The 20041-nt window shown below is 43.9% G+C and carries 15 protein-coding genes, 16 tRNA genes and 3 rRNA genes; 3 read left to right on the top strand and 31 right to left on the bottom strand.

All coding sequences use genetic code 11. The features are described 5' to 3' along the window. Positions 1–55 precede the first annotated feature (55 nt). The 3 genes from IRB79_RS07320 to IRB79_RS07310 form a co-directional block, all read right to left on the bottom strand. Positions 56–1342 carry an ABC transporter substrate-binding protein gene (locus IRB79_RS07320; protein ID WP_243507737.1) on the bottom strand — a complete coding sequence of 429 codons (1287 nt, stop codon included), beginning with the start codon at positions 1340–1342 and terminating at the stop codon, positions 56–58. 69 nt (positions 1343–1411) lie between these two features. Then, entirely contained in the window at positions 1412–2239 is an 828-nt protein-coding gene (locus IRB79_RS07315) for a carbohydrate ABC transporter permease (protein WP_243507735.1), read from the bottom strand. After that, entirely contained in the window at positions 2239–3180 is a 942-nt protein-coding gene (locus tag IRB79_RS07310) for a carbohydrate ABC transporter permease (protein ID WP_243507734.1), read from the bottom strand. Before IRB79_RS07310 ends, IRB79_RS07315 begins: the two co-directional genes overlap by 1 nt. Positions 3181–3362: 182 nt before the next feature. On the opposite strand from IRB79_RS07310, the gene IRB79_RS07305 reads away from it, so the two are divergent. Beyond that, positions 3363–4124 carry a nuclease-related domain-containing protein gene (locus IRB79_RS07305; RefSeq protein WP_347815351.1) on the top strand — a complete coding sequence of 254 codons (762 nt, stop codon included), beginning with the start codon at positions 3363–3365 and terminating at the stop codon, positions 4122–4124. Between the two features lie 610 nt (positions 4125–4734). On the opposite strand, the gene IRB79_RS07300 is transcribed toward IRB79_RS07305, so the two are convergent. The 20 genes from IRB79_RS07300 to IRB79_RS07205 all read right to left on the bottom strand — a co-directional run bounded on the left by IRB79_RS07300 (position 4735) and on the right by IRB79_RS07205 (position 12421). Next, positions 4735–4816: transfer RNA gene (locus IRB79_RS07300), tRNA-Leu, on the bottom strand. Positions 4817–4839: 23 nt separating this feature from the next. Further along, positions 4840–4928 (bottom strand) — tRNA-Leu (locus IRB79_RS07295). Between the two features lie 28 nt (positions 4929–4956). After that, positions 4957–5030: transfer RNA gene (locus tag IRB79_RS07290), tRNA-Cys, on the bottom strand. Between the two features lie 18 nt (positions 5031–5048). Next, positions 5049–5123 (bottom strand) — tRNA-Gly (locus IRB79_RS07285). Between the two features lie 4 nt (positions 5124–5127). Then, a tRNA-Gln gene (locus tag IRB79_RS07280) sits at positions 5128–5202 on the bottom strand. Positions 5203–5260: 58 nt separating this feature from the next. Further along, positions 5261–5336: transfer RNA gene (locus IRB79_RS07275), tRNA-His, on the bottom strand. A gap of 11 nt (positions 5337–5347) precedes the next feature. Then, positions 5348–5421, bottom strand: a tRNA-Trp gene (locus IRB79_RS07270). A 7-nt stretch (positions 5422–5428) separates the two neighbouring features. Continuing rightward, positions 5429–5512 (bottom strand) — tRNA-Tyr (locus IRB79_RS07265). Positions 5513–5529: 17 nt separating this feature from the next. Next, positions 5530–5605 (bottom strand) — tRNA-Thr (locus IRB79_RS07260). Between the two features lie 18 nt (positions 5606–5623). Next, positions 5624–5696 (bottom strand) — tRNA-Phe (locus IRB79_RS07255). Positions 5697–5719: 23 nt separating this feature from the next. Beyond that, positions 5720–5796 (bottom strand) — tRNA-Asp (locus IRB79_RS07250). 3 nt (positions 5797–5799) lie between these two features. Then, positions 5800–5873 (bottom strand) — tRNA-Met (locus IRB79_RS07245). Between the two features lie 9 nt (positions 5874–5882). Next, positions 5883–5958 (bottom strand) — tRNA-Val (locus tag IRB79_RS07240). A 4-nt stretch (positions 5959–5962) separates the two neighbouring features. Beyond that, positions 5963–6037: transfer RNA gene (locus tag IRB79_RS07235), tRNA-Glu, on the bottom strand. Between the two features lie 15 nt (positions 6038–6052). Beyond that, positions 6053–6143 (bottom strand) — tRNA-Ser (locus IRB79_RS07230). A 3-nt stretch (positions 6144–6146) separates the two neighbouring features. After that, positions 6147–6221 (bottom strand) — tRNA-Asn (locus IRB79_RS07225). A gap of 20 nt (positions 6222–6241) precedes the next feature. Continuing rightward, positions 6242–6358: ribosomal RNA gene (gene rrf / locus IRB79_RS07220) — 5S ribosomal RNA — on the bottom strand. Between the two features lie 252 nt (positions 6359–6610). Next, positions 6611–9519 (bottom strand): 23S ribosomal RNA (locus IRB79_RS07215). Positions 9520–9725: 206 nt separating this feature from the next. Then, positions 9726–11268: ribosomal RNA gene (locus IRB79_RS07210) — 16S ribosomal RNA — on the bottom strand. Together the 16S, 23S and 5S rRNA genes with 16 tRNA genes alongside form the textbook arrangement of a ribosomal RNA operon. Positions 11269–11545: 277 nt before the next feature. Continuing rightward, positions 11546–12421 (bottom strand): nucleotidyltransferase-like protein, encoded by an 876-nt coding sequence (locus IRB79_RS07205; RefSeq protein ID WP_243509296.1) that lies wholly within the window; start codon positions 12419–12421, stop codon positions 11546–11548. Between the two features lie 150 nt (positions 12422–12571). Between IRB79_RS07205 and IRB79_RS07200 the strand changes: the two genes are divergently transcribed. Next, complete coding sequence (locus IRB79_RS07200; RefSeq protein ID WP_009335859.1) at positions 12572–12928, top strand: YgzB family protein; 357 nt, start codon at positions 12572–12574, stop codon at positions 12926–12928. Positions 12929–13040: 112 nt separating this feature from the next. Here IRB79_RS07200 and perR read toward each other — a convergent pair whose 3' ends face one another. From perR to IRB79_RS07160, 8 genes are all read right to left on the bottom strand, one after another. After that, entirely contained in the window at positions 13041–13478 is a 438-nt protein-coding gene (gene perR / locus IRB79_RS07195; protein ID WP_166672513.1) for a peroxide-responsive transcriptional repressor PerR, read from the bottom strand. A 108-nt stretch (positions 13479–13586) separates the two neighbouring features. Further along, positions 13587–14144, bottom strand: a complete 558-nt coding sequence (locus IRB79_RS07190; RefSeq protein WP_243507731.1) for a cob(I)yrinic acid a,c-diamide adenosyltransferase — start codon at positions 14142–14144, stop codon at positions 13587–13589. 214 nt (positions 14145–14358) lie between these two features. Then, complete coding sequence (locus IRB79_RS07185) at positions 14359–14583, bottom strand: hypothetical protein (protein ID WP_243507729.1); 225 nt, start codon at positions 14581–14583, stop codon at positions 14359–14361. Positions 14584–14791: 208 nt separating this feature from the next. Next, on the bottom strand, positions 14792–15262 hold the full coding sequence (gene bcp / locus IRB79_RS07180) for a thioredoxin-dependent thiol peroxidase (RefSeq protein ID WP_243507727.1): 471 nt from the start codon (positions 15260–15262) through the stop codon (positions 14792–14794). A 74-nt stretch (positions 15263–15336) separates the two neighbouring features. After that, entirely contained in the window at positions 15337–15750 is a 414-nt protein-coding gene (locus tag IRB79_RS07175; protein ID WP_206842618.1) for a potassium channel family protein, read from the bottom strand. A 138-nt stretch (positions 15751–15888) separates the two neighbouring features. Beyond that, the gene (locus IRB79_RS07170; RefSeq protein ID WP_243507725.1) at positions 15889–16674 is read right to left on the bottom strand and encodes an ABC transporter permease; all 786 of its coding nucleotides are present in this window, start codon (positions 16672–16674) and stop codon (positions 15889–15891) included. A gap of 3 nt (positions 16675–16677) precedes the next feature. Beyond that, a complete protein-coding gene (locus IRB79_RS07165; protein ID WP_243507723.1) occupies positions 16678–17469 on the bottom strand; it encodes an ABC transporter permease in 792 nt (263 codons plus the stop codon). A gap of 33 nt (positions 17470–17502) precedes the next feature. Then, the gene (locus IRB79_RS07160) at positions 17503–18510 is read right to left on the bottom strand and encodes an ABC transporter ATP-binding protein (protein WP_243507722.1); all 1008 of its coding nucleotides are present in this window, start codon (positions 18508–18510) and stop codon (positions 17503–17505) included. A 193-nt stretch (positions 18511–18703) separates the two neighbouring features. Between IRB79_RS07160 and IRB79_RS07155 the strand changes: the two genes are divergently transcribed. Next, on the top strand, positions 18704–19999 hold the full coding sequence (locus IRB79_RS07155; protein ID WP_252217365.1) for a glutamate-1-semialdehyde 2,1-aminomutase: 1296 nt from the start codon (positions 18704–18706) through the stop codon (positions 19997–19999). The last annotated feature ends 42 nt before the right edge of the window (positions 20000–20041 follow it).

The raw sequence follows: 20041 nt of genomic DNA, 5'->3' as shown, positions 1-20041 counted from the left end.
AAAATATAAAACAGAAAGCATATCTTCCGCAGACATGCTTCCTGTTTAACCAAATTTATTTCAAATTATCCCAGGATGCCTGGAAGCGTTCAACGACCGTATCATAGTCAATCTTTCCTGCAGCGTATTCCTGGATTGTTGCAGCAAACTCTTTATTTGCACCATCTGGCCATCTGAACCATGTCCAAGGAACGGTTTTCTCTTCTTTAGAATACTCAAGAATATGCTGGCCAAGTGGCCCTAAACCAGTTGGCTCGATATTGTCGAAGGCAGGAATGAACGCAAACTCCTCTGTGATATAACGCTTTCCTGTTTCAGAAGAAACCATCCAGTCAAGGAATAATTTTGCTTCTTCCAGATTCTCTGAATTTTTATTAAGAACCCAGTTGTTCGGAACGCCTACCGGTAAGCGGTCTGCTTCTGCTTCATCATCAGTCAGCGGAATCGGAAGGAACCCCATATTAATTTCAGGGTTGATTTCAAGAATCATGTTTTCTGTCCAGTTCCCCTGCTGAAGCATAGCCGTTTTGCCGGAAGCAAATAGCGTCACTTGCGTATTGTAATCTGTTGTTAATGGATTTTCATTTCCGAAGTTAATTTCAGTATCAAGCACTTCTTTGAATTCTTTAAATTTATCATTGCCAGTAATCTTTTCAGATCCGCTGTATAGACCCTCAATAAATGCCACCGGATCTTCCTGCTGTGCAAATGGAATATTTAATAAATGCTGGCCAATGACCCACCACTCTCCGTAACCGGCAGAGAAAGGGGTAATACCTTTATCTTTTAGTTTTTCAGCAGCATCCTTCAGTTCAGAAATCGTATTAGGAGGTTCAGTAATGCCCGCTTCTTCAAATAAATCCTTATTATAAATGAAACCGTATCCTTCAAGGTTTACAGGCATTCCATAAAGTTTGCCGTCTGTATCGGTCATTGGAACTTTTCCAATTGGAAGCACATGCTCTGCCCAAGGCTCATTTGAAAGATCTGCAAGATGCTCTTTCCAAAGCTCCAATTCCTTAAATCCGCCATTGTTAAAAATGTCAGGCTGTTCGCCGGATGCAAACTTTGCTTTTAATGCGGCACCATAATCTGCACCGCCGCCGACTGATTCAAGCTTTACTTTAATATTCGGATGCTCCTTTTCGAATTCACCGATCATTTCCTGAAGCTGATCGGCAATCTCCACTTTAAACTGGAACATATTCAATGTTACCACTTCATCCTCATTCTTTGAATCATCCTTAGGCTTTTCATCCCCTGAAGAGCTCGAAGAAGAACAGCCCGCCATAATGCCCGCCATCAGAACCAATGACAGCAGTAATAGAGCAAAGCGTTTCATATTGTTTCCCCCCTGAATAATTTTTTATATAAACTTTAACAGACCATTTGGCTGGAAAAGTCTCTATAACTATTTAATGGAACCTTGTGCAATGCCTTTAATAATATGTCTCTGCAGAAACAGGAAGAAAATAACCACCGGGGTAATGCCCATCACAAGGGCGGCCAGTCCCATGTCCCACTGCTTTGTATATTGTGCAAAGAATGAGCTTGTGGCCAAAGGAATCGTCCTAAGCTCTGCATCCTGAAGCACAAGAAGCGGCAGGAGATAATCATTCCAGATCCATAATGTATTTAAAATAACAACCGTGACAGTGATTGGCTTTAGAAGCGGAAAAACAATTCTCCAAAAGACCCCAAACTGGCTGCACCCATCAATTCGGGCCGATTCTTCTATCTCTATTGGAACTGTTTTAATAAATCCGTGATACAGGAAAAGCGATAACGGTACACCAAAGCCAAAATACATAATGATGAGACCAGGTATGCTGTTTGTCAGATTCAGCGTGCCTCCCAGCTTCATTAGCGGTATCATGACCGTCTGGAATGGAATAACCATTGCAGATACAAATAACGCAAACAGGATTTTGCTGAATTTCCCCTGGGTTCGGACCATCTTCCAGGCAGCCATGGAACTAATGACAACAAGTCCAATATTGCTGATCACCGTAATTATAAGCGAATTCCAGAAGGCCCGCGGGAAATTAATGATATCCCATACCTTCAAGTAATTGGAGAATAAAAATTCCTGCGGCCACGCTGCAGCATCAATCAAAATATCTGCAAAGCCTTTTACAGAATTGATGATCACGAAATAAAAAGGTATGAGGAATATGACTCCTAATACGATTCCTATAATCTCGAGCAGAAACGTAACCTTCGTATATCTGGGATTCATTATGCCTCAACCTCCCTTTTCTTGGTCATCATCACCTGAACCGTTGTAAAAATTGCTACAACAAGGAAGAACAAAATGGATTTCGCGGTACCCAGACCATACCTGTTATTCTGGAATGCTTCCTGATAGATATTAATCGCAACAGATTGAGTTGAATTAAATGGCCCGCCGCCTGTCAGTGAAATATTCAGGTCGAAAATCTTAAATGCCATTGAAATAGTTAAAAAGAAACAAATCGTAAACGCCGGCAAAATAAGCGGAATGATAATTTTCGTCAAAAGTGTCCAGCTCGATGCTCCATCGATCCTTGCAGCCTCCAGCAGTGTCTGATCAACCCCCTGCAGCGCTGCAATATAAATAACCATCATATATCCGCTGATCTGCCAGGCAAACACAATCACAATTCCCCAGAATGCTGTTGTCTCATCCCCAAGCCATGGAAGCTTAAAAACGGACAGATCTGTAAGATTTCCAATTGCAGTAAACCCTTTTACAAAAATAAACTGCCAGATGAACCCAAGCAATAATCCCCCGATAACATTAGGAATGAAAAACACAGTCCGCAATAAATTCCTGGACTTCAAGGCTGCGTTCAATAATAATGCAAGCCCAAAACCTAGTAAATTACTAATAATAACCGAAGCTAACATAAACTTGGTAGTAAAAATAAAGGAATCAAAAAACTTAGGATCATTCTTAAAAATCTTAATATAATTTTCAAGTCCGACCCATTCAACCACAGAACTGACACCATTCCAGGACGTAAAAGAATAATAAATCCCCATCAAGAAGGGAATGATCTGAATCACCAGAAAAAAAATTAATGCCGGTCCTACAAAAGCACTGTACGTTAGGATTTTTTTCAGATTTGCTTTTTTCCTAGATACTGTTTTAATCTCTGCCTTAACTGCTGGTTCCTGTATCTCAACCTTTGTCTCCAATTCTTTTCACCGCCCCCTCATCTCTTGCAAACGCTTTCCTTCATTATATTTGAAGCCGCTTGCATATATAGGTGACTGGATTGACTAAAATGGTGCAATATTTTGACTTCTTATAGGTGTAACTTGCCTTAATGGAAGATATTGCATAGAATGAAGCTATCTTGAATATTGGGATGTGAGTTATGATATTAAAATTTCGGTATGAACCAGAAGAATTAAAGATGCTTCGGTTTTTACATGGAAGAATGCGGCTTACCCCTAAAGATTACAGCCACTTTCTTAATTTAGAAAAAGGTTTTTCAGGTGAGAAGATATTTGATGAGCTGCTAGAAGAATCGCCTGAGGAATGGACTATTCTTCATGATTTATTGTTCGATTACAGTAACACCTTTTTCCAGATAGATTCACTATTAATCACTGGGGACTGTATCTATATTTTTGAAGTTAAGAATTATGAGGGAGACTTTTATATCGAACAAGACAGATGGTACACCGCACAAACAAATACAGAAGTTAAGAACCCTCTTCTGCAGCTGCAGCGATGTGAATCCCTCCTGAGAAGACTGCTGCAGGAATTGAGAGTAAAAACCCCTCTTAAGGCTCTTCTTATTTTTATTAACCCCGGATTCCACCTATATCAATCCACAATGAATCTTCCCGCTATATTTCCAGCACAAATTAAGCGATTTATGGACAAATTAAAATTGAAACCTCAGCCGGCGAATAAAAACCATTTAATGCTGGCGGACAAGTTAATGTCTTTGCATTTGGAGGAAACATCTTTTGGCAGGGGATTGGAATATACTTTTGAAGGCCTGGAGAAGTGGATGACATGCTTATCTTGCAAAACTTTTATAATGCCTTTCAATAAATTAACTATGATATGCCTAAAATGTGGAATAAAAAGAGGATATTACTCATGCAGTTACCAGAAGTGTAGATGAATATAGATTATTATTTCCAGAACTAAAAGTTACTACAGCTAATATACATGAATGGTGCAAAACCATGTACTCAAAGAAAACTATAAGAAAGATCCTTGTAAATAATTACACGCTAATAAATACGGGAAAATCATCATATTATAAATAAAGACTTCAGTATTTATTATAAGGCTTCCAGATGAATACTGCCCTTTCGCCCCCTTCCTCTTCGCATATTGCTAAGATCGGGCACGTTTAGCTCTCTTTCGTTCCCCTCCTCTTCTCATATTGCTAGAATCGCGCACGTTTAGCTCTCTTTCATTCCTGCTCTTCATATGTAGCTATTACAAGCACGTCTAATCTTTTTCGTTTCATTCTTCATATTTAACTAATGAATGATGCTCTTATATTTTTTTAAGGTAGCCAAGTTAAAATACTAATTAAACAATTCAATATATGGCTCCGAACAATTCAGAACCCCATTCGAAAGTCCCCTCTGAATCGTTCGGAGCCATATATAATTTCTGTTTACAACCCAAGCAGCAACATTTTTCAAATGATAGGGATCCCATAATTAAAATTAATTCCTGAACAAAAAAAGGTTTCCCAATAAAGGAAACCTCTTTTCAGATACCGGTGGTCGGGGTCGAACCGACACTCCAGAAGGAACACGATTTTGAGTCGTGCGCGTCTGCCAATTCCGCCACACCGGCATATTAAAATGTAGTAAATCTTGTGGTGCCGAGGACCGGAATCGAACCGGTACGGTAGTCACCTACCGCAGGATTTTAAGTCCTGTGCGTCTGCCAGTTCCGCCACCCCGGCGTATATAAGCGAATCAAGATTTAGATTATGGAGGCGGCAACCGGATTCGAACCGGTGGTAAAGGTTTTGCAGACCTCTGCCTTACCACTTGGCTATGCCGCCATAATTTGAAGTTTATTCTGGAGCGGAAGACGGGATTCGAACCCGCGACCCCCACCTTGGCAAGGTGATGTTCTACCACTGAACTACTTCCGCAAAATGGCTGGGCTAGCAGGATTCGAACCTGCGAGTGACGGAGTCAAAGTCCGGTGCCTTACCGCTTGGCTATAGCCCATTGATCATTCATATTACATTTATATGAGAGTTATACTCGTACTGTTACTTAAAAATTATGGGGCGACTGATGGGAATCGAACCCACGAGTGTCGGAGCCACAATCCGATGCGTTAACCACTTCGCCACAGCCGCCATTATTATATTGGCAGGGGTAGTAGGAATCGAACCCACATCAAAGGTTTTGGAGACCTTCGTTTTACCATTAAACTATACCCCTATATAAATGGTGGAGGGGGGCAGATTCGAACTGCCGAACCCGAAGGAGCGGATTTACAGTCCGCCGCGTTTAGCCACTTCGCTACCCCTCCATATTAACATAAAAAAATGGTGCCGGCGAGAGGACTTGAACCCCCAACCTACTGATTACAAGTCAGTTGCTCTACCAATTGAGCTACACCGGCTAATCAATTCAGTAAAGGTGGCTCAGGACGGAATCGAACCGCCGACACAAGGATTTTCAGTCCTTTGCTCTACCGACTGAGCTACTGAGCCACATATTATTTACTTTGTAAAAATGGCGGTCCGGACGGGACTCGAACCCGCGACCTCCTGCGTGACAGGCAGGCATTCTAACCAACTGAACTACCGGACCAGATTGCGGGGGCAGGATTTGAACCTGCGACCTTCGGGTTATGAGCCCGACGAGCTACCGGACTGCTCCACCCCGCGACAATAATATGGTGGAGGATGACGGGATCGAACCGCCGACCCTCTGCTTGTAAGGCAGATGCTCTCCCAGCTGAGCTAATCCTCCAAAATGGTGACCCCTACGGGATTCGAACCCGTGTTACCGCCGTGAAAGGGCGGTGTCTTAACCGCTTGACCAAGGGGCCAATGTGAAATTATAATGGCGGAGAGCAAGGGATTTGAACCCTTGATACGCGGTTAGCGTATACACGATTTCCAATCGTGCTCCTTCGGCCACTCGGACAGCTCTCCATTTGGCTCCGCAGGTAGGATTCGAACCTACGACCGTTCGGTTAACAGCCGAATGCTCTACCACTGAGCTACTGCGGAATAATGATATTTGTAAAACAGCCCGGCAGCGTCCTACTCTCACAAGGGGACAGCCCCTAACTACCATTGGCGCTGAGAAGCTTAACTTCCGTGTTCGGTATGGGAACGGGTGTGACCTTCTCGCCATCGCCACCAGACTATTTTTCAAAGACAAGTATTATTATACCGTCTTTCTATCATTTTTCAAGAGGAAATTTACTTTTTTTCGTTCCCTCAAAACTAGATAATGCATGAAGAAGTGTTTGCCGAGTAATAACCAATGACTTGTCTAGCTTCGGCTCCTAACTTCTCGGCCGTTTCGATCCGTCCCTCCAAATCCCAAAACCAGGATTTGAATGGCCGGCTCTCCAACGTCTCTCGAAGTTGAACAGTCGCCTTCGCTTTTCTTTTTGGTTAAGTCCTCGATCGATTAGTATCAGTCAGCTCCACATGTCGCCACGCTTCCACCTCTGACCTATCAACCTGATCATCTTTCAGGGATCTTACTAGCTTGACGCTATGGGAAATCTCATCTCGAGGGGGGCTTCATGCTTAGATGCTTTCAGCACTTATCCCTTCCGCACATAGCTACCCAGCGATGCCTTTGGCAAGACAACTGGTACACCAGCGGTGCGTCCATCCCGGTCCTCTCGTACTAAGGACAGCTCCTCTCAAATTTCCTGCGCCCACGACGGATAGGGACCGAACTGTCTCACGACGTTCTGAACCCAGCTCGCGTACCGCTTTAATGGGCGAACAGCCCAACCCTTGGGACCGACTACAGCCCCAGGATGCGATGAGCCGACATCGAGGTGCCAAACCTCCCGTCGATGTGGACTCTTGGGGAGATAAGCCTGTTATCCCGGGGTAGCTTTTATCCGTTGAGCGATGGCCCTTCCATGCGGAACCACCGGATCACTAAGCCCGACTTTCGTCCCTGCTCGACTTGTAGGTCTCGCAGTCAAGCTCCCTTGTGCCTTTACACTCTGCGAATGATTTCCAACCATTCTGAGGGAACCTTTGGGCGCCTCCGTTACTTTTAGGAGGCGACCGCCCCAGTCAAACTGCCCACCTGACACTGTCTCCCGCCCCGATAAGGGGCGCGGGTTAGAATTTCAATACAGCCAGGGTAGTATCCACCGACGCCTCCACCGAAGCTGGCGCTCCGGCTTCTCAGGCTCCTACCTATCCTGTACAAGCTGTACCAAAATTCAATATCAGGCTACAGTAAAGCTCCACGGGTCTTTCCGTCCTGTCGCGGGTAACCTGCATCTTCACAGGTACTATAATTTCACCGAGTCTCTCGTTGAGACAGTGCCCAGATCGTTACGCCTTTCGTGCGGGTCGGAACTTACCCGACAAGGAATTTCGCTACCTTAGGACCGTTATAGTTACGGCCGTTTACTGGGGCTTCGATTCAAAGCTTCGCTTGCGCTAACCTCTCCTCTTAACCTTCCAGCACCGGGCAGGCGTCAGCCCTATACTTCGCCTTGCTTCGCAGAGACCTGTGTTTTGCTAAACAGTCGCCTGGGCCTATTCACTGCTCATCAGGGCTATGCACCTAATGAGCACCCCTTCTCCCGAAGTTACGGGTCATTTTGCCGAGTTCCTTAACGAGAGTTCTCTCGCTCACCTTAGGATTCTCTCCTCGCCTACCTGTGTCGGTTTGCGGTACGGGCACCTTTTCCCTCGCTAGAGGCTTTTCTTGGCAGTGTGGAATCAGGAACTTCGGTACTAAACTTCCTCGCCGTCACAGCTCAGCCTGTGTGGTAACGGATTTGCCTCGTTACCGGCCTAACTGCTTGGACGCGCTAATCCAGCAGCGCGCTTACCCTATCCTCCTGCGTCCCCCCATTGCTCAAACGGTAAAGAGGTGGTACAGGAATATCAACCTGTTGTCCATCGCCTACGCTTTTCAGCCTCGGCTTAGGTCCCGACTAACCCTGAGCGGACGAGCCTTCCTCAGGAAACCTTAGGCATTCGGTGGATGGGATTCTCACCCATCTTTCGCTACTCATACCGGCATTCTCACTTCTAAGCGCTCCACGGGTCCTTGCGATCCCGCTTCAACGCCCTTAGAACGCTCTCCTACCACTGACATCGTAAGATGTCAATCCACAGCTTCGGTGATACGTTTAGCCCCGGTACATTTTCGGCGCGGAGTCACTCGACCAGTGAGCTATTACGCACTCTTTAAATGGTGGCTGCTTCTAAGCCAACATCCTGGTTGTCTAAGCAACTCCACATCCTTTTCCACTTAACGTATACTTTGGGACCTTAGCTGGTGGTCTGGGCTGTTTCCCTCTTGACTACGGATCTTATCACTCGCAGTCTGACTCCCATGGATAAGTCTTTGGCATTCGGAGTTTGTCTGAATTCGGTAACCCGATGGGGGCCCCTAGTCCAAACAGTGCTCTACCTCCAAGACTCTTACTACATGAGGCTAGCCTAAAGCTATTTCGGAGAGAACCAGCTATCTCCAAGTTCGATTGGAATTTCTCCGCTACCACACCTCATCCCCGCACTTTTCAACGTGCGTGGGTTCGGCCTCCATCCAGTGTTACCTGGACTTCACCCTGGACATGGGTAGATCACCTGGTTTCGGGTCTACGACCACATACTCATTCGCCCTATTCAGACTCGCTTTCGCTGCGGCTCCGTCTCTTCAACTTAACCTCGCATGTAATCGTAACTCGCCGGTTCATTCTACAAAAGGCACGCTATCACCCATTAACGGGCTCTAACTACTTGTAGGCACACGGTTTCAGGATCTCTTTCACTCCCCTTCCGGGGTGCTTTTCACCTTTCCCTCACGGTACTGGTTCACTATCGGTCACTAGGGAGTATTTAGCCTTGGGAGATGGTCCTCCCTGCTTCCGACGGATTTCTCGTGTCCCGCCGTACTCAGGATCCACTCTGGAGGAACGAAGTTTCAACTACAGGGCTTTTACCTTCTCTGGCCGGCCTTTCCAGACCTGTTCATTTACCTCGTTCCTTTGTAACTCCGTGTAGAGTGTCCTACAACCCCAGGAGGCAAGCCTCCTGGTTTGGGCTAATCCCGTTTCGCTCATGCTACTCAGGGAATCGCGTTTGCTTTCTCTTCCTCCGGGTACTTAGATGTTTCAGTTCCCCGGGTCTGCCTTCAATACCCTATGTATTCAGGTAAAGATCCTATCCCATTACGGATAGGGGGTTTCCCCATTCGGAAATCTCCGGATCAAAGCTTACTTACAGCTCCCCGAAGCATATCGGTGTTAGTACCGTCCTTCATCGGCTCCTAGTGCCAAGGCATTCACCGTGCGCCCTTCATAACTTAACCGTATTTGACGGGTTCATCGAAGATGAACAGCATCAAAGGTTTTTAACTCTATTTAACATAGAGAGAATTCACTAAAATGGCGATTACTCGGTTATTGCTTCTTCATTAACATTATCTAGTTTTCAAAGAACGAATCTATCATTGAGAGATTGGACTCTCAAAACTAAACGAACAAAACGCGTCACGTTTCATGTAAATATCCTTAGAAAGGAGGTGATCCAGCCGCACCTTCCGATACGGCTACCTTGTTACGACTTCACCCCAATCATCTGTCCCACCTTAGGCGGCTGGCTCCAAATGGTTACCCCACCGACTTCGGGTGTTACAAACTCTCGTGGTGTGACGGGCGGTGTGTACAAGGCCCGGGAACGTATTCACCGCGGCATGCTGATCCGCGATTACTAGCGATTCCGGCTTCATGCAGGCGAGTTGCAGCCTGCAATCCGAACTGAGAATGGTTTTATGGGATTCGCTTAACCTCGCGGTCTCGCAGCCCTTTGTACCATCCATTGTAGCACGTGTGTAGCCCAGGTCATAAGGGGCATGATGATTTGACGTCATCCCCACCTTCCTCCGGTTTGTCACCGGCAGTCACCTTAGAGTGCCCAACTGAATGCTGGCAACTAAGATCAAGGGTTGCGCTCGTTGCGGGACTTAACCCAACATCTCACGACACGAGCTGACGACAACCATGCACCACCTGTCATCCTGTCCCCCGAAGGGGAACGCCCTATCTCTAGGGTTGTCAGGAGATGTCAAGACCTGGTAAGGTTCTTCGCGTTGCTTCGAATTAAACCACATGCTCCACCGCTTGTGCGGGCCCCCGTCAATTCCTTTGAGTTTCAGCCTTGCGGCCGTACTCCCCAGGCGGAGTGCTTAATGCGTTTGCTGCAGCACTAAAGGGCGGAAACCCTCTAACACTTAGCACTCATCGTTTACGGCGTGGACTACCAGGGTATCTAATCCTGTTTGCTCCCCACGCTTTCGCGCCTCAGCGTCAGTTACAGACCAAAGAGTCGCCTTCGCCACTGGTGTTCCTCCACATCTCTACGCATTTCACCGCTACACGTGGAATTCCACTCTTCTCTTCTGCACTCAAGTTCCCCAGTTTCCAATGACCCTCCCCGGTTGAGCCGGGGGCTTTCACATCAGACTTAAGGAACCGCCTGCGCGCGCTTTACGCCCAATAATTCCGGACAACGCTTGCCACCTACGTATTACCGCGGCTGCTGGCACGTAGTTAGCCGTGGCTTTCTGGTTAGGTACCGTCAAGGTACCGGCAGTTACTCCGGTACTTGTTCTTCCCTAACAACAGAGTTTTACGATCCGAAAACCTTCATCACTCACGCGCGTTGCTCCGTCAGACTTTCGTCCATTGCGGAAGATTCCCTACTCGCCCCGTAGGAGTCTGGGCCGTGTCTCAGTCCCAGTGTGGCCGATCACCCTCTCAGGTCGGCTACGCATCGTTGCCTTGGTGAGCCGTTACCTCACCAACTAGCTAATGCGCCGCGGGCCCATCTGTAAGTGATAGCCGAAACCATCTTTCAGCTTTCCCTCATGTGAGGGAAAGAATTATCCGGTATTAGCCCCGGTTTCCCGGAGTTATCCCAGTCTTACAGGCAGGTTGCCCACGTGTTACTCACCCGTCCATGCTGACTTCAGGAGCAAGCTCCCATCTGTCCGCTCGACTTGCATGTATTAGGCACGCCGCCAGCGTTCGTCCTGAGCCAGGATCAAACTCTCCATATAAGAGTTGATTAAGCTCATAAGTTGTCTTTTCAAAAAAGACTAAAGAATTAACGTTGACGTTTTTGTTCGTTCAGTTTTCAAAGATCAATTTCTCTTTGCTATATTTTGCCTTATCGCTCAGAAGCGACTTTATAAATATAACATGTGTTGAATTTAGTTGTCAACACTTTTTTTATAAGCTATCCGTCGTCTGTGAAAATGTTTTTCGTTCATATCGCAGCGACGGATATAAATATAACAAGGATTTAAATAAAGGTCAATAACTTTTAAAGTTTTTTTACGATATTTTTTTTTTGAGTTTGTAATACCTGTGATAAATCCCTTGACCTTTTGTTTCCACATTTACTACTTCGATAAAATGCTTATCAATCAAATACTCAAGAAGCATGCTTAAGTCAACTGCATATAGATAAAGTTCCTCATGGTCCATAATATCGTCGATGGACCATTCTTCTTTCTCAGCAAGCACATCTGCAAGATGGCTGATTCCTTGCTTAGTTCTTGAATGAATTAAAAATTCACTTGCAAGAAACAGAAGCTCCAGTCTTTTTTCAAGAGGCTCCTGGCTATTCACCAATTCTTCATAAAGCTTCATTATTTCAGGTTCAATTTGCTTTACCTGATTCCAGACAGTTACCTCTGGATGGAATCCATTTTCGATAACAGCCAGCCTGGCCAGGTGATGAAGGGAATGTACAATATGGTTATAGGCATCAAAATAATGGCGATTTTCAAAAAAGGCTTTGCCATCCATATATCTCCTGATCAGCTTGGCAAACTCAAGACCCATTTTTAATTTTCGCCCATAGAACGGAAATTCTCTTAATTCCACCTTCAGGTTATGAACATATTCATTTCGATCGAATAAGACTTTCCCATTATAAAGCCAATCAAAGATCTTTCGGTTCGACCCCAGCAGGATCCATTCGCGAAGCTGCTTATCTGTCACGATATGAAGAGCAGCTTTTTTATCTTTATATGTGTAATGTTTAACAAACACAGGTTCATCTGCTTCCTCTACAAGGATCAGCAGTACAGCATCAAATGTATCAGTAGCAGGAATAGCTTTTTGCAGTTTTTCGGTCATAATCACGCCAAGAGTGTTTGTCTGGCTTGCCCGTTCTTGATATATAGGACGGAGAATATCTTCCATCATAATTCCTCCATTTTATTGATAGCGTATATCTTCGACAATTATAAATGAAATCCTTCCTAAATGTGAGACATTTTTCGACACCATTCTATATTAATATTTATTTAAGCAAAAGGAGTATGGTATAGTTAGTTTTTAGGAGGGAGCAGAATGGCTAAGTACTCTAATAAAATCAATAAGATTCGTACATTTGCCCTTAGTTTAATTTTTATCGGATTTATCGTTATGTATCTCGGAATATTCTTTAGGAATTCCGCTCTTCTCATGACAATATTTATGCTTCTTGGAATGCTCTGCATTCTTGCTAGCACCGGTGTATATTTTTGGATCGGCATGCTTTCAACAAAAACCGTGCAGGTGGTTTGCCCAAATTGCGGAAAACATACAAAGATGCTTGGCCGCGTTGATATGTGCATGTACTGTAATGAACCTTTAACGCTTGATCCAAAACTTGAGGGCGTTGAATTTGATGAAAAATACAACAAAAAAAATACGAAGCAGAGCTGATTTATCTCTTGCTTCATATTCAAGTTCGAGAATGACCGGCTAACTTACAGCCGGTTTTTTAATGGAAAAATAAAAAGCTGACAGCACACAGCCGGCAGCTTTAAATAATTTATTAGTGAGCTTCTTTACTTGCACATTCTGGACATGTCCCGTAAATCTCCATTCTATGATGGCTGATTTTAAAACCTGTAACATGTGAAGCAAGGTGCTCTACTTCATCAAGACCAGGATAGTGGAAGTCTACAATCTTGCCGCAGCTTTCACATATGACATGATAATGATGAGTGGTTACAAAATCGAAGCGGCTAGATGCGTCACCATATGTCAGTTCCTTTACCAGGCCAACCTCACGGAATACTCGTAAATTATTGTAAACTGTTGCCACACTCATATTTGGAAATTTCCCCTCTAATGCTTTGTATATATCGTCAGCAGTAGGGTGTGACATGGAGTTTATTAAATATTCAAGTATCGCATGACGCTGCGGAGTGATACGGACTCCAGTGTCTTTTAAAGTATCCAGCGCCTCTTTTAATTCCATATGCGCCACCGCCATGCACCTCTTTTCCAACAAATATTCTTACTTTATAATCTTTATAAATAGTGTACTAATTTTTTACCACATTTGTCAATATTACAAACTCCATAATAGAAGGAATCAACTCTTTTCAGCGTGCAGCGATTGCTCACCAGAGCCTAAATGTTGATTGATAAATCGTGCAGCAACAAACAGCAGATCAGACAATCGGTTCAGATAGACTAAAACGAGCGGATTCACTTCTTCGCCAAGCGACACTGCACATCGTTCTGCTCTTCTCACAACCGTTCTCGCCACATGAAATGCAGCTCCTGAAGGATGACCGCCGGGTAATATAAAGTTATGAAGCGCTGCAAGGTCAGTTTCCCACTCATCAATTTGATTTTCCATGAAGGTGATATCCTCTTCCTTTATCGTCCATTTAACTTCTTTCCCAGCAGGCGTTGCCAGCTCTGCTCCTGCATGAAACAGGTCGGTCTGCACTTTATGAAAAACCTCTTCCGCTTTTTCTTTGCCGCTGAAATACTCACTTCTTAAATGGCTTAAGGCCATTCCAATCATTGAATTCGCTTCATCACATGAGCCGTATGCCTCTACGCGAATGTCATTTTTACTGACTCTCTGCCCGTATATTAATGACGTTGTCCCCTTATCTCCCGTTTTTGTATAAATCCTCATCTTAATACCCTCTTTCAAAATCGATCGCATTAATATAATCTTTGTTATTTTATATATATGTATGAAGGTTATGCTTAAAAATTTAACCAGACTTGGGCCTTTTCATTTTTAGGAAGCAGTTTGTTTAACATGCCCTAACATAGTACCAAGCGTTAGGGATATTATGGATTCCCCTTGCATTTGTATTTAAAATCCCTTTCTCATTGCATGTTTTTTAAGGCATTTCATCCATTCCTGCTGACTTCACCATAATCCACTTTAATTTTGTTGTCTTATTAATATGTTCTGCTGTTAGATATCTTCTCCATATTAATAAATACTTCATCATCATAATGGATTCCCCTGCTGCTTCAAATCCGTCAAACAATAGAAAATTCCCTTGAGGAAAATCCTGAATTACCTCTTCCCGCAGCTCCCGGGGAGGCAAAATAGATGACACAATTTTTATAAACTCCACTCCAAATTAGTTTTATTCATCATATCACCCATTGCCGCTTGGCAAAAATAATATAAAAAAAACGAACCTGTTCAGGTCCGTTTCGAAAAAGTATCTGAGGAGGTATGCCCTAATAAAATGATATGCAAAACTTGTTCTTAGGAATGGACAAAAGCCTTGTTCCGTTAAAAAATAGGCAACCCATTTACGGCTAGGCAAGATTCTCCTTAATATATTCCAGGGCCTCCTCGACATGCCCTTTCACCTTAACCTTACGCCACTCTTTAACCAGTTTGCCTTCCTGGTCAATAATAAAAGTGGAACGCTCAATGCCCATATATTCTTTTCCGAAGTTCTTTTTCAGTTTCCAAACACCGTACGCCTCTGCCGCTTTATGGTCCTCATCCGCAAGCAGCAGGAAAGGCAATCCATGCTTATCAATGAACTTCTCATGCCTGCTGAGCGGATCGGGACTTATTCCTAAAACGACGGCATTCACATCTGCAAAATTCCCATGATTGTCCCTGAAATCACATGCCTGTGTTGTGCAGCCAGGCGTCATGTCTTTTGGGTAAAAATAAAGAACAATATTTTTCCCGCGGTAATCTGATAACTTTACTTTTTCACCATTGCTGGCCGCCAGTTCAAAATCCGGTGCCAATTCTCCAATTGAAATTGCCATCTTTTATTCCTCCTGTTGGATCAGTTTCTTACTCTAAGCCTATCCAACTTTGTGTTCAAAAACAACTCCTGGCATTATGGAGCCCGGTCACCTGCATCAAATACCACCCTGGCTACAAATGCTGCAGGTATCACGTAGCCAATCAAAGCCTCAAGGACCGCAATCAGCCTGCCTATTCCAATAGGACTGATATCTCCATACCCAACCGAAAACAGGGTTACCGCACTAAAATAAAAACCCGTCTCCAGCCTCTCGAGGAAACCAGTTTCCATATAGTCAGTGCCATCCATCAAAACCACGAGCCCATGTAAATCAAGCCAAATATATATCAGGCCAAACCCAATCATAATCGTTGCATACAAACTTATTAGATATAGAAAATTCTCCACGGAAACCCATCTTCCTTTTATCTTGGCGGATGAAAAAAGAGTCTGCAGACTCATGATCATGCACAGCACGATTAAAATCAGCGATAAATAAAATGCCATACTGCACCTCATTTCGAAATGCTTATCAATTCATTTATACGCTTATGGCCTTGCCCGTATGACAGCCCGTCTATGAAACGTTTTTCTGCTTATAGTCAGAAGGTCCAACCATAAAAAAAGCCAGAGTTTAACCCGGCTTTAATTCCCCGCACCTCGATAACGCTTAACACCCGAATTCCAAGTCAGGATTGAAATTCCGAAAAATACTATACCGATTACAGGCGTTAAAAAGGAATACAAAAACCATTCCTCTTTCCCCAAAAAGTATGAAGCTGGGTATACACCAACAAAGGCAAACGGAAGCACCCAGGTTAGGACGAAGCGTATGACACTGTTATAAATATCAACCGGATACCTTCCATAATTCCCGATGTTGTACATCATCGGCATGATTGATGTTCTGGCATCCGCCCAAAAGCTAATGCAGGCAATCATAACAAAGATGCCTCCGTACACAAGCATTCCACCTATCACAAATAAGAAAAATAAGAACGGATCTGTCCAGGATATCTCTAACCCAAGACTGTTTCCGGCGTAAATCATAACCGCAATGCCTGTAACAGCACCAAAAAGAGATTCAAGTTCCATCCGTTCTAAAACGATTTGAAACAGACTATGGATAGGCCGGGTCAAAACCCTATCGAGTTCGCCCTTTACAATATACCTCTCATTGAAATCCCAAATATTAAAGAAAGATGAAAACAGCGCATAAGGCACAAGGAAAAATCCGTAAATAAATATAATTTCATCCCTCGTCCAGCCTCCAAGCAGATTTGTATGGCCAAATACAACTAATATAAAAATTAAATTGACTGCCTGAAATAATAGATCTGAAAAGATCTCTACAAATAAATCTGCGCGGTACTGCATTCTTGTTTTCATATATTGGGCGACATATTGAAAGAAAATAGTTATATAAAACATCTGTCACCCTCCTTGAATAATGAGCTGTTTTTTCGCTATGATCCACAGAACCTGGATTGGTATGATCAGAATAATCACCCATACTCCCTGCATCACGATCGCCTGAACTGCTTCATTATTTGAAAAACTATTAGTAAAAATCATACTCGGCACATAACTGATCCCCTGAAAGGGAAGAAATCTTAATATATCCTGTGCCCATAACGGAAAAAAGCTGATAGGAATCAGAAGGCCGGAAAAGAGATCAATCACAACTCTTTTCGCCCGGATAAGCCCTGTATTATTAAATAAGAAGAAAGTGGTAATACCTGTCAGCAAATTAATTTGCGTATTAATAAGAAAACTTAATAAAATCGATAAAACAAAGAAAATCCAGGTAGTCCAATCCGCAGAAAATTGGAGCGGAAAAATGAACGAGACAATTACCATTCCCGGCACCGAGAAAAAGAAGAGACGGAATATCCCTTCTCCCAATCCCTGCATCGTTTTCATGCCCAAATAATTATATGGGCGGATCAGTTCCACCGCTACTTTTCCTTCTTTAATTTCAGCTGCCATTTCCCGGTCTATATTATTAAAGTAAAATGCCCTTGCCATCCAGGCTACAGCCACATATGTCGACATCTGGATCACAGACATTCCCTCGATCGCATCTTTTTCTCCATAAATGGCGCTCCACAAGAAATAGTAAGCACCAATATTAATGCTGTATATAAGAATGCCCGTATAGTAATTCGTTCTGTAGGCAAGCATCATCAAAAAGCGGATCCGAATCATTTCTATATACTTATCCACAGGAACACCCCCGGATAAAAATAAATCCTTCCATTAAGATATCCCCCGGTCATAAATATTTCTTATAATTTCTTCTGTTGAAGTTTCTTTAATATTGATATCTTTCACTTTCAAATCCGCCACCACTTTTGCGATCAGCAGGGAAATCAGTTCATCATTATCCTCTGCAAAGGCCGTAAAGATCGCTTCTTTATCATCCTTTTCCCATTTTACTTCCGATGAAGCCGTAATTTTGTTTAAGTCGCTAAGGTCCACTTCTTCAAGAAATTGAAATTCTATTTCCTTCCCTTCTCCCCATTTTTCCTTCAGGCTTTTTAATGCTCCATCATAAATGATTTTCCCGTCATCTAGCATAACCACGCGTTCGCATAGCGCCTCAATATCTGACAGATCATGAGTAGTCAGCAGAATGGTTGTATTATATTTTTCATTAATTTCTTTTAAAAACTCCCTGATTTTTAATTTAACAAGCACATCAAGCCCAATAGTCGGCTCGTCCAAGAACAGCAGCGGCGGATTATGGATGAGTGCTGCTGCCAGTTCACACCTCATTCTCTGCCCGAGTGAAAGCTTCCGGACCGGCTTGTCGAGCAAAGGTTCAATACCCAAGGTTTTGATAACATGCGCCATATGGCTGTCGTACTGCTCATCAGAAACTTTGTACACCTTCTTTAGCAGCCTGAAAGATTCCTGTACAGCAATATCCCACCAAAGCTGTGATCTCTGGCCGAAAACCACTCCAATCGTGCTGACGAATTTTTCGCGGTCTTTATGAGGGTTCATTCCATTTACGATCACTTCGCCGCTCGTTGGGGTTAGAATTCCCGTCAGCATTTTTATGGTTGTTGATTTCCCCGCTCCATTTTCACCAATATACCCAACCATCTCCCCTTGCTTTACATTAAAACTGATATTGTTAACCGCTGGCACAATCTTATAATTCCTTGTAAGCAAGTCACGGAAAGCACCTTTTAATCCTGAGCGGCTTGAATAAGCTTTAAACTCCTTCTTTAAGTTCCGTACTGTTATTGCATCATTCATCAAAATTCCTCCTGCCAATTAATGCCCTAATGAAATAGTTTAGACAAACAGCGCTTTCTTCACAACTAGATTGCTCTCTTCCCGCTTCTTAAAATACAGAATAATCCGCCTTCCCATTAGAATGGACGAAGCCCCATCCAAACATGTTAAAATAATGATGAACGTATAATTGGATTCTATCAGGAGGATTAACATGCAATTTACTAATTCTGAACGGCTGCATAAACAGGCTTTAGAACATATTGTCGGCGGGGTGAACAGTCCTTCCCGCTCCTATAAAGCAGTTGGCGGCGGCTCGCCGGTTGCAATGGAACGTGCACAGGGCGCTTATTTCTGGGATGTGGACGGCAATCAATATATTGATTATCTAGCTGCATACGGTCCTATCATTACCGGGCATGCCCATCCCCATATTACAGAAGCAATAAAAACAGCAGCTGAGCGCGGAGTTTTATATGGAACTCCGACACCTCATGAAGTGAAGTTCGCCGAAATGCTAAAGGAAGCAATGCCTAATTTGGATAAAGTCCGCTTTGTGAACTCAGGAACTGAAGCGGTTATGACAACGATCCGTGTTGCAAGAGCCTATACGGGAAGGGACAAAATCATCAAGTTTGCAGGCTGCTATCACGGCCATTCCGATCTTGTTCTAGTTGCTGCAGGTTCAGGGCCATCAACACTCGGAACCCCAGACTCCGCCGGGGTTCCAAAGAGCATTGCCCAGGAAGTGATCACGGTTCCTTTCAATGAAATAGAGCCATATAAGGAAGCGCTGAAAAAATGGGGCGACCAGATCGCTGCCGTCCTGGTTGAACCGATTGTCGGCAACTTCGGAATTGTTGAACCCAAACCAGGTTTCTTAGAACAGGTTAACGAATTAACACATGCAGCTGGTGCACTAGTCATTTATGATGAAGTCATCACAGCTTTCCGTTTTATGTACGGCGGCGCTCAGGACCTGCTTGGCTTAAAACCGGACTTGACCGCTATGGGGAAAATCATAGGAGGCGGCCTTCCAATCGGCGCGTATGGCGGAAAGAAGGAAATCATGGAAACGGTAGCTCCGTTAGGTCCTGCATATCAAGCTGGTACAATGGCTGGTAATCCCGCTTCGATTCTGTCTGGAATTGCATGTCTCGAAGTATTGAAACAGCCGGGTGTCTATGAATATCTGGACCGACTTGGCGAAATGCTTGAAAAAGGCATTAGCGAGGCAGCTGAAGAACATAACATCCCAATTACAATTAACCGATTAAAAGGTGCACTGACCATCTACTTTACGGAAGAAAAAGTTGTGAATTATGAGCAGGCAGAAAATACAGATGGAGAAATGTTTGCAAAGTTCTTCAAGCTGATGCTCAACCAGGGAATAAACCTGGCTCCTTCCAAATATGAAGCATGGTTTATGACAATCGCTCATACCGAGGAAGATATTCATGCAACGATTCACGCGGTACAAAATGCATTTCAGCAATTAAAAGACGAATAAATATTCATATTCCTATACATTAACGGGAGCAGAAATGCTTCC

Origin of the sequence: Cytobacillus oceanisediminis (assembly GCF_022811925.1) — a bacterium.
Lineage (GTDB): Bacteria > Bacillota > Bacilli > Bacillales > Cytobacillaceae > Cytobacillus > Cytobacillus oceanisediminis_D.
Note: the sequence above shows the minus strand (reverse complement) of the source record. Positions and strands in the feature narration are given on the sequence as shown.